Source organism: Longimicrobium sp. (assembly GCA_036387335.1).
In the GTDB taxonomy this organism is placed as follows: Bacteria; Gemmatimonadota; Gemmatimonadetes; order Longimicrobiales; family Longimicrobiaceae; genus Longimicrobium.
In genome coordinates this window covers 1-15,382 of record DASVTZ010000126.1, presented here as the reverse complement: position 1 = coordinate 15,382, position 15,382 = coordinate 1, and the positions used below count along the sequence as shown (strand labels likewise).

19 protein-coding genes are annotated in these 15,382 nt (G+C 71.8%); 14 read left to right on the top strand and 5 right to left on the bottom strand.

What is annotated here, in order from left to right; translation table 11 throughout:
• Positions 1-213: 213 nt before the first annotated feature.
• From VF647_11755 to VF647_11745, 3 genes are all read left to right on the top strand, one after another.
• Positions 214-1,977, top strand: coding sequence for a serine/threonine-protein kinase (locus tag VF647_11755; GenBank protein HEX8452765.1), 1,764 nt, complete (start codon positions 214-216; stop codon positions 1,975-1,977).
• Positions 1,978-2,070: 93 nt separating this feature from the next.
• Positions 2,071-2,934, top strand: a complete 864-nt coding sequence (locus tag VF647_11750) for a D-hexose-6-phosphate mutarotase (GenBank protein HEX8452764.1) — start codon at positions 2,071-2,073, stop codon at positions 2,932-2,934.
• Positions 2,935-3,055: 121 nt separating this feature from the next.
• Complete coding sequence (locus VF647_11745) at positions 3,056-3,931, top strand: EamA family transporter (GenBank protein HEX8452763.1); 876 nt, start codon at positions 3,056-3,058, stop codon at positions 3,929-3,931.
• Positions 3,932-3,964: 33 nt separating this feature from the next.
• Here VF647_11745 and VF647_11740 read toward each other — a convergent pair whose 3' ends face one another.
• The gene (locus tag VF647_11740) at positions 3,965-4,516 is read right to left on the bottom strand and encodes an outer membrane beta-barrel protein (GenBank protein HEX8452762.1); all 552 of its coding nucleotides are present in this window, start codon (positions 4,514-4,516) and stop codon (positions 3,965-3,967) included.
• A 157-nt stretch (positions 4,517-4,673) separates the two neighbouring features.
• Positions 4,674-4,868, bottom strand: coding sequence for a hypothetical protein (locus VF647_11735; GenBank protein ID HEX8452761.1), 195 nt, complete (start codon positions 4,866-4,868; stop codon positions 4,674-4,676).
• A 307-nt stretch (positions 4,869-5,175) separates the two neighbouring features.
• Between VF647_11735 and ytxJ the strand changes: the two genes are divergently transcribed.
• The 8 genes from ytxJ to VF647_11695 all read left to right on the top strand — a co-directional run bounded on the left by ytxJ (position 5,176) and on the right by VF647_11695 (position 9,450).
• On the top strand, positions 5,176-5,508 hold the full coding sequence (gene ytxJ, locus VF647_11730; protein HEX8452760.1) for a bacillithiol system redox-active protein YtxJ: 333 nt from the start codon (positions 5,176-5,178) through the stop codon (positions 5,506-5,508).
• Complete coding sequence (locus VF647_11725) at positions 5,505-6,725, top strand: MFS transporter (GenBank protein HEX8452759.1); 1,221 nt, start codon at positions 5,505-5,507, stop codon at positions 6,723-6,725. The genes ytxJ and VF647_11725 overlap by 4 nt, the downstream gene beginning before the upstream one ends.
• Before the next feature lie 16 nt (positions 6,726-6,741).
• Positions 6,742-6,960, top strand: coding sequence for a type II toxin-antitoxin system HicB family antitoxin (locus VF647_11720; GenBank protein ID HEX8452758.1), 219 nt, complete (start codon positions 6,742-6,744; stop codon positions 6,958-6,960).
• A gap of 116 nt (positions 6,961-7,076) precedes the next feature.
• Positions 7,077-7,337 (top strand): DUF4160 domain-containing protein, encoded by a 261-nt coding sequence (locus VF647_11715; GenBank protein HEX8452757.1) that lies wholly within the window; start codon positions 7,077-7,079, stop codon positions 7,335-7,337.
• Between the two features lie 16 nt (positions 7,338-7,353).
• The gene (locus VF647_11710; GenBank protein ID HEX8452756.1) at positions 7,354-7,626 is read left to right on the top strand and encodes a DUF2442 domain-containing protein; all 273 of its coding nucleotides are present in this window, start codon (positions 7,354-7,356) and stop codon (positions 7,624-7,626) included.
• A complete protein-coding gene (locus tag VF647_11705; protein ID HEX8452755.1) occupies positions 7,623-7,841 on the top strand; it encodes a type II toxin-antitoxin system HicB family antitoxin in 219 nt (72 codons plus the stop codon). The genes VF647_11710 and VF647_11705 overlap by 4 nt, the downstream gene beginning before the upstream one ends.
• 18 nt (positions 7,842-7,859) lie before the next feature.
• Complete coding sequence (locus VF647_11700; GenBank protein ID HEX8452754.1) at positions 7,860-8,027, top strand: hypothetical protein; 168 nt, start codon at positions 7,860-7,862, stop codon at positions 8,025-8,027.
• A 31-nt stretch (positions 8,028-8,058) separates the two neighbouring features.
• Entirely contained in the window at positions 8,059-9,450 is a 1,392-nt protein-coding gene (locus tag VF647_11695; GenBank protein HEX8452753.1) for an aminotransferase class V-fold PLP-dependent enzyme, read from the top strand.
• Positions 9,451-9,568: 118 nt separating this feature from the next.
• Here the strand turns inward: VF647_11695 and VF647_11690 are convergent, their stop codons facing one another.
• The 3 genes from VF647_11690 to VF647_11680 all read right to left on the bottom strand — a co-directional run bounded on the left by VF647_11690 (position 9,569) and on the right by VF647_11680 (position 11,848).
• Positions 9,569-10,093, bottom strand: coding sequence for an SgcJ/EcaC family oxidoreductase (locus VF647_11690; GenBank protein HEX8452752.1), 525 nt, complete (start codon positions 10,091-10,093; stop codon positions 9,569-9,571).
• 55 nt (positions 10,094-10,148) lie between these two features.
• Positions 10,149-11,093, bottom strand: a complete 945-nt coding sequence (locus tag VF647_11685; protein HEX8452751.1) for a glycosyltransferase family 9 protein — start codon at positions 11,091-11,093, stop codon at positions 10,149-10,151.
• 434 nt (positions 11,094-11,527) lie between these two features.
• Positions 11,528-11,848, bottom strand: coding sequence for an MGMT family protein (locus VF647_11680; GenBank protein ID HEX8452750.1), 321 nt, complete (start codon positions 11,846-11,848; stop codon positions 11,528-11,530).
• A 170-nt stretch (positions 11,849-12,018) separates the two neighbouring features.
• Here VF647_11680 and VF647_11675 point away from each other — a divergent pair, with 170 nt between their 5' ends.
• From VF647_11675 to VF647_11665, 3 genes are all read left to right on the top strand, one after another.
• Positions 12,019-12,408 carry a BlaI/MecI/CopY family transcriptional regulator gene (locus VF647_11675; GenBank protein ID HEX8452749.1) on the top strand — a complete coding sequence of 130 codons (390 nt, stop codon included), beginning with the start codon at positions 12,019-12,021 and terminating at the stop codon, positions 12,406-12,408.
• A 1-nt stretch (position 12,409) separates the two neighbouring features.
• Positions 12,410-14,830 (top strand): M56 family metallopeptidase, encoded by a 2,421-nt coding sequence (locus VF647_11670; GenBank protein ID HEX8452748.1) that lies wholly within the window; start codon positions 12,410-12,412, stop codon positions 14,828-14,830.
• Positions 14,831-14,843: 13 nt separating this feature from the next.
• Positions 14,844-15,382, top strand: a 539-nt coding sequence (locus tag VF647_11665) for a HEAT repeat domain-containing protein (GenBank protein HEX8452747.1), incomplete at its 3' end; no start/stop codon positions are given.

Sequence of the window (15,382 nt, the reverse complement as noted above, 5' to 3'; positions counted from 1 at the left end):
CAGAGGTCGGCGCATCGGCAGGCACGGGCAGACACGTGGGTCTGCCCCTACGGGATCGGTGGGGCGGGGCGGGGATCGCGATAGGGGCGAGGGCGGGCGCGACGGATCGCGCCCCTGCGGGGACCGCACCGGCCCGGACCGCATCTTGCCGGGGTGGGGTTCTTTGCCCGCAGTGGGCACCGGAGCGCGCACCCACCGCCCGCGGAACGCACGATGTCTTCAGGGTTCGAAGAGCTGCTCACCGGCCGAACGCTGGTGAAACGGTACACGATACGAGAGGTGATCGGCCGCGGCGGGTTCGCCGTGGTCTACTGCGCCGACGACCTGCGGCTGGGGCGCCCCACCGCGGTCAAGGTGCTCTCCATTCCCGCGCCCACGCCCGAGCTCCGCGAGCACATGCGCGCCCGCTTCGAGCGCGAGGCGCGCGCGGCAGCCGCCCTGCCGCACCACCCCAACGTGGTGCCGGTCTACGACTTCGGGACCGATCCGGACACGGGGATCGACTTCATCGTCATGGAGCTGCTGCGCGGCGAGAACGTGGCCGCGTACCTGGCGCGCGAAGGGCGTCCTCCCCTGCCACTGGCGCTGCGCATCCTGCGCGACGGGGCCGAGGGGATCGCCGTGGGGCACCGCGCGGGGCTGATCCACCGCGACATCAAGCCCGCGAACCTCTTTCTGGCCGAGGCGCAGGGGGACCAGCCGTTCCGCGTTTGCGTGCTGGACTTCGGCATCGCGCGGCTGACGGCGGACGACGACGACGGGTCGATGACGCGCACCCGCGGCGCCGCGCCGCTCTCGCCGGCGTACGCGTCGCCGGAGCAGCTGCGCGGCGACCTGACGCTGACCCCCGCGACCGACGTGTACGCGCTGGGGGTGGTGGGCTACCAGCTCCTCACCGGGAAGAAGCCCTTCGGCGCGGATCGCGATTCCGGCTCGCCGTCGTCGCTGCAGCCGATCCGCGAGCTGAACCCGCAGGTGTCGCCCGAGCTGGCGGCGGTGATCGAGCGCGCCATGCTCCCGGAGCCGGGGGCCCGCTTCACGGACGCGGGGGAGTTCGCGGCGGCGCTGGATGCAGCCGAGAACGAGGAGGACAGCGGCACGCTGATCGCCACCTCCCTGCCGCCCATCATGGACGACGACGACGAGCGGACGGTGATCGCGCCCACGCCCGTCGTCGTGCCGGTGGCGGCCGCGGTGCCGGTGCAGCACGCGCCGCCGCCCGCCGCACCGCCGCCGCCGCTGCGCGAAAACCCCACCCCGCCCCCGCCGCGCCGCAAACGCCCGGCGTGGATGCTGGTGCTGCCGATCCTCCTCCTCGGTTTGGTGGCGGGGCTGTGGGCGATGAACCGGGGCGGCGGCGACGTGGACCGGTCGCCGGGCGTTCCGGCGGACTCCGTGAGAACGAGCGGCGGCGAGCCCGAGGACGATCCGGCCGACGAGCCGCTCCCGGTCGATCCGGGCCCCACGCAGCCGGTGGAAGATCCGGGCGGCGGCGAGCCGGTGCAGGTGCCGGCGGAGCCGTCTAACCCCGATGACGGCGGCAATGCTCCGGTAATCACGCAGCCGGCGCCCCAGCCCAGCGCTCCGGCACCGCAGCCGGGGCAGGTGGTGCCGCGCCCGGCTCCGGCGCAGCCCGTTCAGCGCCAGCCGGTGCAGCGTCCGCGCCCCAACCTGCCGCCGCAGCGACAGGCGCCGCGCCGGCCCGTCCCCCAGCAGCCGCGACCGCAGCCGCAGCAGCCGCAACCCCAGCCGCCGCAGCCGCAGCCGGTACCGCAGCAGCCGCAGCCCCAGCCGCAGCCGCCGGCGCCCCAACCGGTGCCGCAGCAGCCGCAACCGCAGCCGCAACCCCCAGCGCCGACGCCCACGCCGCCGCGCGACACCATCGTGCTGCCGCCCGCGCCGCCGCCTCCCCCGCCATCGCCGCCCAGCGGGGGAACGGCGGGTGGATCGGGAACCCCGCCGTCCCCCTCGCGGTGAACGGCGGCTGATCGAGCAGGCTCGCGCGTCCGCGACAGCGATGTTGCGGACGCGCAGTCGCATGAAACGGCAACCATCCACGCCAGACCCCGCATGACCGACCCATCCGCCGCCGTCGAGGCGGGCGAGAACGACCTGCCGCGCGTGATCCTAACGCACCCCTCCGGCGCCCGCGCCGAGGCGTACGCGCACGGGGCGCACCTCACCTCGTACGTGCCGGCGGGAGGCGAGGAGGTCTTCTTCGTGAGCCGCCGCGCGCGCTTCGATGCGGCCAGCGCAATCCGCGGCGGCGTCCCCGTCATCTTCCCGCAGTTCGCGGAGCAGGGGCCGCTTCCCAAGCACGGCTTCGCGCGGGTGGCGGAATGGGCGCTCCCCGAGGCCGCCGGCGCGGAAGGGGTGGCGCGCGCCACCTTCGTCCTTACCGATTCGCCGGAAACGCTCAACCTCTGGCCGCACACCTTTCTGGCCTCGCTCGCCGTCGTGCTGGACGAGCGCGGACTGGAGCTGCGGCTGGACGTCTTCAACCGCGGCGACGAGGAGATCGAGTTCACGGCGGCGCTGCACAGCTACTTCCGCGTGGCGGACGTGCGTGAGGCGGCGGTGCTCGGCCTCAAAGGCATCTCCTTCCACGACAAGGAGCTGGACCGCGACCGTGCGCAGGACGAAGACGAGCTCACCGTGCACGCCCCGCTCGACCGTGTCTACCGCGACGCCCCCGACCTCCTCCGCATCCGCGATGGCGCCGGCGGGCGGATGCTGGTGCTGGAGAAGGGGGGCTTCGCCGACGCCGTCGTGTGGAACCCGTGGATCGAGGGCGCCGCGAAGCTGGACGACATGGCCGATGACGAGTACCTCCAGATGCTGTGCGTGGAGGCGGGGAGCGTCGCCGTGCCCGTGCGCTTGGAGGCAGGTGGCCGCTGGAGCGCGTGGCAGCGGGTTTCGGTGGAGTCGATCTGACTTTCCTTGGGTCTCACGCGGAGGCGCGGAGACGCAGAGAGAGAAATACGAGCCTCCATTTTCTCCTCCTCCGTGTCTCCGCGTCTCCGCGTGAGGCAATGCCGTTGACTGCGCCACCGGGATGATGGGATACATCTACGTCGTCTGCGCGGCGGTGCTTTGGGGACTGCTCGGCCCCGCCTCCAGGTTCGCGCTGCGCGACGGAATCGACCCGCTGGAGATCGCGTTCTGGCGCGCGGCGATCGCGGCGGTGCTCTTTGGCGCGCACGCGGCGGCGCTGCGTCGCGTCAGAGTCGAGCGGCGCGACGTGCCCGCGGTGTTCGCGTTCGGGCTGGTTGGGATCGCGCTCTTTTTCGCGTCGTACATGCAGGCGGTGCGGCTGGGTGGCGCGTCGCTGGCGGCGGTGCTCCTGTACACGGCGCCCGTGTGGGTGGCGCTCCTCGCCTGGCTGCTGGGATGGGAGACGCTCGGCGGGCGCAAGGTGCTCGCCCTCGCGCTCACGCTGGTGGGGGTGGCGGGGCTGGCGCGCGCGGCGGGCGGGGAGGTGCGGGTAGGGGCGGGCGCGATCTTCTGGGGGCTGGTCTCAGGGTGGGCATACGCGACGCACTACGTCTTCGGGAAGCGCTACTTTCCGCGCTATCCCACGCCCACGCTCTTCCTTTACGCACTGCCGCTGGGCGCCGCGGGGCTCCTTCCGTTCTTCCGCTTCCATCCCGACAAGGCCGCGGCCACGTGGGCGGTCCTCGTGTTCCTGGCCGTGGTGCCCACCTACGGCTCGTACCTCCTGTACAGCGCCGGCCTTCGCCGCATCGAGGCGACGCGCGCCGCCACCGTCGCCACCACCGAGCCCGTCGTCGCCGCCATCGCCGCGTACCTGGTGTGGGGGGAGCGGCTGGGCGCGGCCGGGTACCTGTTCGCGGCGGTCGTGCTGGCCGGCGTGCTCCTGGTGGTGCTTGCGAATGAGAAAAGCGAAGAGGGTGCTCACCCGGCCGTGTGAGCACCCTCTCGATGTTCGTTCCCCGTCAGCGCTCTACGGGTGCCACTTCAGCCCGATGTTCAGGCGCGATGAGGTGAAGCGGAACGTGCCGTCGACCGGCTCGCCGGCGAATTCCCGGCTGGTGAACCGCCCCTCCGAATGGACGACGCCTACGTCCAGCGCGAGCTTGCGGCTGACGAAGTACTCCACCCCGACCCCGGCGGTCGCTCCGTACCCGGTCGAGCGGAACCCCTCGGCCGGCGTGGTACCGGCGCGGGTCGCCGCCAGCTCCGCGTACGGGCGCAGCGCCGCGCGCGGACCGCCGAAGCTGTAGCGCACACCCGCATCCAGGTGCGACGAGCGGTAGGCGTAGTTGGTACGGGCGAAGAAGCTGAGGTGCTCGTTGACCCCGTATCCTACGGCCACACCGACTCCGCTCCCCGTGTTCGCCTCCCTCGGCGCTCCGACGCCCACCGCGCTCGCGTTGAAGCTCACGCCCACGCCCAGCCCGCGCGTGCTGGACTGGTCCGTCGCAGCCTGTGCGGATGCGGAACCGGCCGTGAGTGCCGCCACCGCACCGATCATCACCAACGTCGCAAGCCTCATGTTGCCCCCGGGAAGGAGTGGACGGAGCCGACGGCCCCGCTTCTACGCGACCGCAATTTCAGTCACGTGCGGCAGGGGATACCCGTCCACGATTCCGGGAGGTCCATGGCCCAGATGAGCGTTCCGTTGGCGGCCCCGGCGTGGGCGATTCCGCTTGCTACCTTCCCGCCGGGACGACCAACTCGGCGCTCGCCCAGAACTCCTCGTCCAGGAGCGGCGGGGCATCGGGATCATCCGCGACCGCCGCCTCGATCTCCTGATCGGTGAGCGCATCCACGCGCGCCCAGTTCGTCTCGCCGCGCCGCCTGTCAGGGAGGCGCCGTTTTACCAGCATGGTATCCTCATGGTCCATGTCTCCCTCCTTCAGTTCGCGCTCGCCGACAGTCACCACAACTGTATGCATGTGGTGCTTACAGAGGCAATCCCGTCAACGGGCCACGGTGTGACGCCGGCCGCGGGCGCGATGAATCGCACCCCTACGAGATCTGGGCAGAATGCAGAGATCCAGCATGCCCCCTCCCCCCGGCAGTTTTGGGGGGAGGGGGATGCGTCGCGGAGCGACGCTGGGGGTGGGGCCCACGCCGCAGGCCCGGCCTTTGCGCGGGGGTGGCGGCCCGCCGCGCGATCCGAGCGGCAACATCGCACCCAAGGGAGGCATCATGCGGGACGTGACCGACAGCCAGGCGCTGGAGCAGCTCTTCGGCGCCGACGAGGCGATCCTCTTCAAGCACAACACCACCTGCCCCATCAGCGCGATGGCGCACGAGCAGATGACGGACTTCGAGCAGCGCCACCCCGAGGCGCCCATCAACATCATCGACATCCACGCCAGCCGCGACCTCAGCGACAGCATCGAGGAGCGCACCGGGATCACGCACGAGTCGCCGCAGGTGATCCTGCTGCGGCAGGGGAAGCCGGTCTTCCACGAGTCGCGCATGGAGATCCGGGCGGACGCGCTGGAGCAGCACCTGGGCGGCGCCGCCAACGGGTGACGGCTCCCGCCCGCCGCCCCCCGGCCTGGGCCACGCTGGCGGCGCTCTGGCTCCTCGTCTTCTCCGTCACCACGCAGACGATGATCCTGGCGCCGATCCTTCCCCGCGTGGCGGAGCAGCTCCGCATCTCCGAGGGGCGCGTGGCGTGGATCAGCACCGGGTACTCCGTGGCCGTCGCCCTGGTGGCGGTGGTCGCGGGGCCCGTTTCGGACCGGGTGGGGCGGCGCCGAATGCTGCTGGCCGGCGCGGCGGCGATGACGGTGGGGCTGGCGCTGCACGCGCTGGCGCTGGGATTCGGGTCGTTCCTGGCCGTGCGCGTGCTCACGGGCGCGGGCGGCGGCGTGCTGACGGGCGCCACCGCCGCGTACGTGGGCGACTACTTTCCACCCGAGCGGCGGGGGTGGGCCAACGGCTGGGTGATGAGCGGGATGGCGGCCGGCCAGGTCCTCGGCATCCCCGTGGGGACGCTGCTGGCGGCGCGCAGCGGCTTCCGCGCGCCGTTCCTGGTCTTCGCCGCCACGATGGGGATCGCGTGGCTGATGATCGTGCGCTGGGTGCCGCACGCGGACGTGGAGCTGCAGCGGGCGCCGCTCGGCGTGCGCTACCTGCTGCGCCACTACCGCGCGCTGCTCGAGAGGCGCGCGGCGGCGGTCGCCGTCCTGTCGAGCTTCGGGATGTTCGGGGGGACGGCGCTGTACATCCTCTTCCTACCCACCTGGCTGGAGCAGGCGCGCGGGGCTGGGCCGGGGCAGGTGGCGCTCCTCTTCGCCATCGGCGGCGTGGCGACGGTGCTCACGGGCCCCGCCGCCGGCCGGCTCTCCGACCGCACGGGGCGCAAGCGGCTGGTGATCGGCGCCAGCATCGGCCTGGCGATGGGGATCGCGGCCACGGTGCCCCTGGCGCGCTCCATCACCGGCGCCTACCTCCTTTTCGGCGGGACGATGGCGCTCTTTGCCGCGCGCGCCTCCCCCTTTCAGGCGATGATGGCCGAGCTCGTCCCCGACCGGCAGCGCGGCTCGCTGATGAGCCTGTCGATGGCGGTCGGCCAGGCCGGCTCGGGCGTGGGGAGCGCGCTGGCCGGCGCGACGTACGCGTACTGGGGCTTCGGCGGCAACACTATCGTCGCCGCCTGTGCAGCGCTGGCGATGGCCGCCCTCGTCGCCATCTTCCTCCCCGAGACGATGCGGCGCGGCAGGGTGGTTGGCGCTCAGACCTGAATGGTGGGAGTTCCAGATGAACAATGAACATCGGTACGAGCTCATCGTTCATTGGAGCGATGAGGACAACGCGTTCATCTCGCTCGTCCCGGAGCTGCCGGGCTGCGCGGCGGATGGAGCCACGTACGCCGAGTCCGTTGCCAACGTCGAGATGGTCATCGACGAGTGGATCTCGGTGGCGCGGGAGATGGGGCGTGTCGTACCGCGAGCCCGCGGGCGGCTGTTTTTCGCCTGAAGCGCGGATTGGGATGGCACCACCGCGCCGCGAACCGGCCCGCTCCCCGATCACGCCAGGATGGGCTATGTTATACGCGCGAAGCCTGAACTGCTCCGAGCCAACGTACGGCGCGCATGCCAACGATCTCGCAGTTCTACGGGATCCTCATACGGATCTTCTACAATGACCACGCTCCGCCGCACTTTCACGCGGTGTATGGAGAGCACGAGCTGGTCGTGGGTATCTCGCCCGTCAGCATCCTCGACGGTGCGGCGCCCGGGCGCGTGAGGTCGATGGTGCTGGAATGGACTGCGCTGCACCAGCTCGAGCTGCTCCAGAACTGGCGCAGGTGCCAGGATGGGCAGGCTCCGTCCCAGATCGCTCCGCTCGACTGAACTCCATGAGGCCGCTATGCTCGCAATCATCACCCGCGCCCTGCCCGCGCCTCCCGAGGCGCTCGACCTGACCTTTGCGGACGGTACCGCGGCCAGAGTCGAGCTGGGCCCGCAGATCGCAAAGGGGGGCGTGCTCTCGGCGCTCAAAGATCCCGAGGTGTTTTCGGGAGTCGTGATAGGGGATGGTGGTCGATTTCTGGAGTGGCCGGGCGGCGTGGATCTTTGCGCCGATGCACTCCGCCTTGCGGCGACACACCAGCCGGATACCGACGTCGAGCGGCTCGGATGAAAAATGAGCATCGCTACGAGCTGATCGTGTATTGGAGCGACGAGGACAGCGCCTTCATCTCGATTGTGCCGGAGTTGCCGGGCTGCGCCGCCGACGGGGCCACGTACGCCGAAGCGGTAGGCGATGTCAAGGTCGTCATCGACGAGTGGATCGCCACGGCCCGGGAGCTGGGTCGTGAGATTCCACAACCTCGCGGGCGTCTCCTTTTCGCGTGACCTGATCGAGGTATCCAGGTGGACGAAGCTAAGGAAAACTCTGAGGCTGTCTCGGATGATGTTGCCATCGCCGCGGAGGCTGAGGTGACGGCGCGTCTGGATCTGGTGTCCGAGAGTGAGCCGAGCGCGCTCGACCCGGACCTCCGCGTCGTGCTGCGGCGAACGTTTGAGCGAAACTCCTGGTAGCCTTGACCTTCTCCATCCCGGGTGTGAACGCATGACCGACACCTTTGCCGAGCTTCGCAGGCGCGACTTCAGCCGGCTGGACCGCGGCGGGCACGTGTACCTCGACTACACGGGTGCGGGGCTTTACGCCGAGAGCCAGGTGCGCGCGCACGCGGACTACCTGTGCGGGTGCGTGCTCGGGAACCCGCACTCGCGCAACCCGTCGTCGATGGCCGCCACGACGCTCGTGGAGGAGGCGCGGCGCAAGGTGCTCGACTTCTTCAACGCCGATCCCGAAAGCTACGAGGTCATCTTCACCCTCAACGCCAGCGGCGCGCTCAAGCTGATCGCCGAAGCGTACCCGTGGGAGCCCGGCGGCCGCTTCCTGCTGACGGCGGACAACCACAACTCCGTCAACGGGATGCGCGAGTACGCCACCGCGCGCGGCGCCGACGTACGCTACGTCCCGCTGGGGTGTGAGCTTCGGGTGGACGACGTCGAGGAGCACCTCGCCGGCGCGGAGCCGGGGAAGCACCACCTCTTCGCCTTCCCCGCGCAGAGCAACTTCAGCGGCGTCAAGCACCCGCTGGAATGGGTGGAGACGGCGCGCGCCCGCGGCTATCACGTGCTGCTGGACGCGGCGGCGTTCGTCCCCACGAGCCCGCTCGATCTGGGGAAGTACGGGCCCGACTTCGCGGTGCTGTCGTTCTACAAGATGTTCGGCTACCCGACCGGCGTGGGGGCGCTGCTGGCGCGCCGCAACATGCTGGGCGAGCTGCACCGGCCCTGGTTCTCCGGCGGCACGGTGCGCTTCGTGTCCGCGCAGAACAGCGTGCACCTGTCGCACGTCACCGGGCGCGCCTTCGAGGACGGGACGCTCAACTACCTGGGGATCTCGGCGGTGTCGGCGGGGCTGGACTTCCTGGGCGAGATGGGAATGGGGCGCATCAATGCCCACGTGATGCGGCTGACCGACCTGCTCCTCCGCGAGCTGGCCGGGCTGCGGCACTCCAACGGCGCGCCGATGGTGCGAGTCTACGGGCCGGAGGGGACGGTGATGCGGGGCGGGAGCGTGGCGTTCAACCTGATCGATCCCGAGGGCGGCACCGTCGACTTCCGCGTGGTGGAGCAGCGCACCAACGAGGCGGGGGTCTCCATCCGCACCGGCTTCTTTTGCAACCCGGGCGCGGCGGAGTTCGCCTTCGAGTACCACGACGACGAGGCGTTCCGCTGCATCCAGACGCTCACTCCGGAGACGTTCACGCTGCAGCAGTTCTCGGACTGCATGAACGACTACGCGGTCGGCGCCATCCGGGCCTCGGTCGGCATCGCGAGCAACGATGCGGACGTCGCGCGGCTGATGGAGGTGCTCGCCACCTTTCGCGACGCGCCCGCGGCCTCGGTCTCGAACGCGCAGATGGCATCGGTGGTCACGGCGGACTGAAGCTCGGCGCGATCATCCCCTGGGCCTCACACAGAGACACAGAGAGAACCGCAAGAGGGTTTTCTCTGTGTCTTGCAGTTCCTTCTGTGTTCTCTGTGTGAGCTTTTGCTTTGGCAGGTCAGATCTTGGGCTGCAGCGGGCCACCGAGGACCATGAAGCGGATCCGCCACTGGCGCTCCCAGGTGCGCCAGAGGACGAGGCTCACGTTGCCGAGGCGCGCGACGGGCGCGCCGCCGCCGCTCACGTCGTCGTACACGTACATCCCCGAGACGAAAGCCATGTCGCCGCTCGCCTCCACGTCCGATTCCTGTATGCGGAATCGCGGCATGCGGCGGATGTCGGCGGCCAGGCGCTCGCGGATCTCGCGCTGCGAGCGGGCCGCGTCGCCATCCGGGTACACCAGCACGCCGTCGCGCGTGTAGAGGCGCGCGACGGCGTCCGCATCGCCGCGCTCCATTGCGTCCAGGAGCTGCGCCAGGGTGACGCGCACCTCCTGCTGCACCTCCTTGACGTACGCCTCGCGTCCGCGCGGATAGTCGTTGTAGCCGTCCGTTCCGGGGATCACGGTGCCCTGCGCGGCGGCGGTGGAGGCCGCCAGCAGCAGCGCGCCCAGGGTCAGGATCGGGCGAAGCGGGTGGGTCATGTAGGTCCGGAGGGGTGGGCGGAAGCGGCGTCCGTGCGACGAGGTGCTAATAAAACTACACCCCACGGCGCGCGGATGGTTCCGCGCGCGTCGCCAGATCGGCGGCTACGCGCGCCACCACGCCCGCCCAATCGCCCGCGCGCTCCTGGCGGATGAGGCGCATCGTGGGGTACCAGGGCGAATCCTCGCGCCCCTCCATCCAACGCCAGTCCGGATCAGCGTGGAGCAGGGTCCAGGTGGGCACTCCCAGCGCGCCTGCCAGGTGCGCGGGCATGCTGTCCACCGTGACCACCAGGTCGAGCGCCTTCATCACGCGCGCCGTCTCCAGCACGTCGTCCGAGCCGGAGTCGATGCCGAACCCGGCCGGGCGCTCCCGCAATCCCGGACCGCGCTGGAGGACGTGCAGCTCCACGCCGGGAATCTCGCCGAGCGGCGCCAGGAGCTCCGGCGGGATGGAGCGCCGCTCGTCCCAGTCGCCCGCCTTCCAAACCAGGCCCACGGCCAGGCGTCCGTCGCGGGGGAGCGGGGCGGGATCGGCGTGCAGGTAGGGGACCTCGGCGGGGAGGGTGCGCGGCGTGTAGCGGAAGACGTGCGGCAGCTCCATCACCTCCACATCCGCGTCGAACTCCACCTCCGGCGCGCCGTCGTGGAGCGGTAGCAGGCGATCGATGCCGCGCGCCGTCGAAAGGAGCGGGATCAGCTCCGGCTGCGCCCACACGATCACCTCCCGCGCGACCTTCCGCAGCCGCGGCATGTAGCGGATGAACTGCAGCGTGTCTCCGAGGCCGTGGTAGCAGCGCACGAGGACGCGCTTTCCGTCGAGAGGCGCGCCGTTCCAAACCCACTGCTCGTGGCGCGGCCAGTGCGCGCACGATGCGCCCACGCGTCCCCGCAGCACCGCGTCGCTCACCCGCCACGCCGCCTCGAAGTCGCCGCCGCGCATGTGCGTCATCCACGCCGAGGCGTCGTACTTCGTCTCCTCGTTCTGCCCTGCCGTCAACGGAGCGATTCCTGGGATCTGTGAGCCAGCCGCCATCCGCGTGAGCTACAAAGCAGGATGCGGACCGGAGGGGTGCGTTAGTGCGTTAGTGCGTTAGTGCGTTAGTGCGTGAGGAACAGCGCCTCCCCGCCCCTTTTGTCATCCTGAGCGAGCCGCCTCGCGGAAGCCGGCTGGGCACCAACCTTCCGGCGGCGAACGAAGGATCTAGCCTGCGAGGCAGGAGTCCCGCACTTCACCCCAGTCCCCTCGATACGCGCAGTAGATCCTTCGCTCCGCGCCACAGGACGGAGCACGGGCGAGTCCAGAGGGGCGCGTCGCTCAGGATGACAAAAGGGAACGGGCACCAATGGCTGCCACCGCCCCTCCCCCAGGTTGTTTTGGGGGAGGGGCCGCGAGGTGACGAGCGGGGGAGGGGGCCCTGGAGGGGGCCCGCCTCACCCACCCTCCCACCGATATCGCGCTAGCAATGTGCGCCCGCGCGCATCGAACTCCACGCCCTCGCCTTCCAGCAGGAAGCGCTGCACCAGTTCGCCGCCGGGGTAGGCGCGGCCGGTGCTGATGCCGCCGCGCGCGTTGATCACGCGGTGCCAGGGGACGGTGGTGCCGTCGGGGAGGGCGTGCAGGGCGTAGCCCACCAGGCGCGCGTGGCCGGGAAGACCCGCCAGCGCCGCCACGTCGCCATAGGTCAGCACGCGCCCGGCGGGGATGCGGCGGACGACCTCGAAGATGCGGTTGTGGCTGCTGTCGTCGATCATGAGTGTCACGATGCCACGCCGGGGCGATCGGGTCAAGAAAGTGGACTCGGTGAACAAGATCCTTGACGCCCTGGAAAGAGGGTGCTAGATATCCAGCAGGATGCTGGGTTTCCAGCACTGTGCTGGAATTCCCGCAGGACGATCCCCACCTCCTCACGAGAGAGATCCGCATGGGTCCCGAGCTCACCGCACACCTCAGCCGCAGGGAGCGCCAGGTGATGGACGTGCTCTTTGCGCTGGGCCAGGCCACTGTCAACGACATCCTGGAGCGCATCCCCGACCCGCCGAGCTACTCTGCCGTGCGCGCCACGCTGCGCACGCTGGTGGAAAAGGGCGAGGTCGAGCACCTGCAGGATGGCCCGCGCTACCTCTACAAGCCGATGGTGGCGAAGGAGAGCGCGCGATCGGCGGCGCTGGGGCACCTGGTGCGCACCTTCTTCGGCGGAAGCGTGGAGGCGGCGGCGGCGGCGCTCCTGGGGATGTCGCGGCGCAAGCTGACCGATGCGGACCTGCGGCGGCTGGCGCAGCAGGTGGATGCCGCCCGCGACGAGGGGAGGTAGCATGGCCATCGACGAGCTCTCGTCCGCGCTGCAGATCGCCGGGCGCTACCTGCCGGAGCTTGCCCTCAAGTCCACGCTGGTGCTGGGCGTGGCGGGGGTGCTCGCCTTCCTCCTGCGCCGCCGCTCCGCCGCCGTGCGCCACATCGTGTGGACCACCGCGGTCGCCGGCGTGCTCGCCCTGCCCTTCACGCACCTGATCCCCGTGCGCATCGCCGTGCTCCCCGCCTCGCTGGCGGGGGCGCAGGTGGCGCGGGATGATGCGGCGCCCGCGGTGTCGCAGACGGTGGAGGAGGCCGCGCCTTCGCCGCGGACGGTCGCCGAGCCGGTTCGCGAGGCGCCGGCTGCATCCGCGTGGTGGCCGGCGGACGTGGACCGCACGACGCTGATGGTGGGCGTGTGGCTGCTGGTGGCGTCGGTGCTGGTGCTGCGCGTGCTGGCAGGGACGGCGATGGTGTGGTGGCTCGCGCGGTCGGGCGAGCGGATGGTGGACGGCGAGTGGACGGCCGCGGCCGACCGCATCTCGCGCACCTTCGACGCGCCGAGCGCGCGGCTGATCCGCACCCGCTGGTCGGAGATGCCGATGACGTGGGGGTTCATCCGCCCCGTCGTCCTCCTTCCCGCCGACTGCGACGAGTGGCCGGCGGAGCGGCGCGACGTGGTGCTGCGGCACGAGCTGGCGCACGTGGCCCGGCGCGACGTGGCGACGCTCGCCCTGGCCCAGCTCGCGTGCGCCGTGCACTGGTTCAACCCGCTCGCCTGGCTCGCGCTTCACCAGCTGCGCGCCGAGGCGGAGCGGTGCTGCGACGATGCCGTGCTGAGCACCGGCACCCGCGCCTCCGCGTACGCCGCGCACCTGCTGGAGATGGTGCGCCTCATCGGCCGGGCGCGCGTCCCCGCCGCCGTCGCGCTGCCGATGGCGCAGCGGTCCACCTTCGAAGGGCGCCTCCTCGCCATCCTGGAGCCGGGCGTGGAGCGCGGCACGCCGGGACGCGCGCGGACGGCGCTGACCATGGGCGGCCTCCTGGCCGTCGTGGCCGCCGTCGGCGCGATGCGTCCGGTGGAGGCGATCACGGCCGATCTCGCCGCGATCCCGGCCGCGCCGGGGCGTGTGGAGGCGCGCGTGGTTTCGGCAAAGGTGGCGGAGAAGCCGCCTGCGGCGCCCGCCGTCCTCTCGGTGCTCCCGCGCTCCGTGCCCGCGCCCATCGCGGCGCTCAAAGATGCGTCCGCACCCGCGATTCAGCAGGCAGCGAGCGCGGCGGCGCAGGCGGCGGCGGATGCACAGGCCGCCGTGACCCCGCAGGTGGAAGCGAAGGCGCAGGCGACGGTGACGCAGAGCAGCGCGGGCGCGGTGGTGGCGCTGGTGGCGGCGCTCAGGGATGCGGACGGCACCGTTCGGCTGAGCGCGATCCGGGCGCTGGGGTCGCTCCATGATCCGCGCGCGGTGCAGGCGCTGATCGAGGCGCTGCGCACCGACTCGGATGCAACCGTGCGCAACACCGCCGCGTGGGCGCTCGGGGAAATCGAGAGCCGTGCCGCGACCGCCGCGCTGGTGCAGGCGATGGCGTCGGACCGCTCCATCGAGGTGCGCCGCACCGCCACGTGGGCGCTGGGGCAGATCGAGGACCCCGCCGCCGTGGACGGGCTCGCCCGCGCGGTGCGCGACCCCGACACCGAGGTGCGCGAGACGGCGGTGTGGGCGCTGGGCGAGATCGAGAGCCGCACCGCCGTCCCCGCGCTGTCATCCGTGCTGCGCGAGGGTGACGTGGCGATGCGCCGCCTCGCCGCCTGGGCACTGGGGCAGATCGAAGCGGCGGAGGCGGTGCCCGCGCTCGCCGCCGCCCTGCGCGACAGCGACCGCGAGGTGCGCGAGACCGCCGTGTGGGCGCTCGGCGAGATCGAATCGGCGGACGCGGTGCCCGCGCTGACCACGGTGCTGGGCGACTCCGACCCGCGCGTGCGCAACCAGGCGGCGTGGGCGCTGGGGCAGATCGAGGCTGAGTCCGGCGTGGCGCCGCTCAGCCGCGTGCTGCAGGGCGATTCCGACGCGAGCGTGCGGCAGACGGCGGCGTGGGCGCTGGGCGAGATCGAGCGCGAATCCGCCATGCCCGCGCTCACCGCCGCGCTGCGCGACCGGGTACCCGCCGTGCGCGCGACGGCGGCGTGGGCGATCGGGCAGGTGGAGCCGGACCGCGCCCCCGCCGAGCTGAGCGCGCTGCTGCGCGACGACGACCAGTCGGTGCGCGCCAACGCGCTGTGGGCGCTCGGGCAGACGCGGGACGTGGCCGCCATCGAGCCGCTGCTGCGCGACCCGAATCCCGAAGTGCGCAGAGCCGCGGCCCGTGCCCTCGGCGGCGGACCCGATCCCCGGCCCCGGCCGCGGCCTCAACCGCGCCCGCGTCCCCGTCCGCGCCCCATGAACTAGGCGGAACGAACCCATGAACACGATCGAATCATTCGTGCGGCGGCCCCTTCCGAGGGCCGCCGCCATGGCCGGGCTCGCCCTCGTCCTGGTGCCGGCGGCGCTTTTCTGCGGCGTCGAGCGCCCGCGGGCCGAGACGACGGAGGCGCAGGAGAGCGGCGCGCGTCCGCTGCTGGCCGCGGTGCGCGGGATCTCGCCGGTGGCTTGCGAGCTGGTGTCGCAGTCGGTCGGCAACGGGTGGGGGATGGGCGGCGGCGACGCGGAGGACGCGCCCTCCCTGGTGCAGCGCGACGAAGCGACCGGCCGCGTGCTCGCCTGGCTCGGCGCCCAGTCCGCGTCGGCCGACGACGTGGCGGCGCTGCGCGACGGGCTGGGCGACCCGGATGCCTGCGTCCGCCGCGTCTCCGCCAGGCTGCTGGGAAGGCGGCGCTTCGAAGGCGGGACGGATGCCCTCCTCACCGCGCTGCGCTCCGGCGAGCCGCTGCGGCGCGACGCGGCGGTGCTGGGGCTGGGCTACGCGGGCGATCCGCGCTCCGTCGCCCCGCTCGCCGCGCT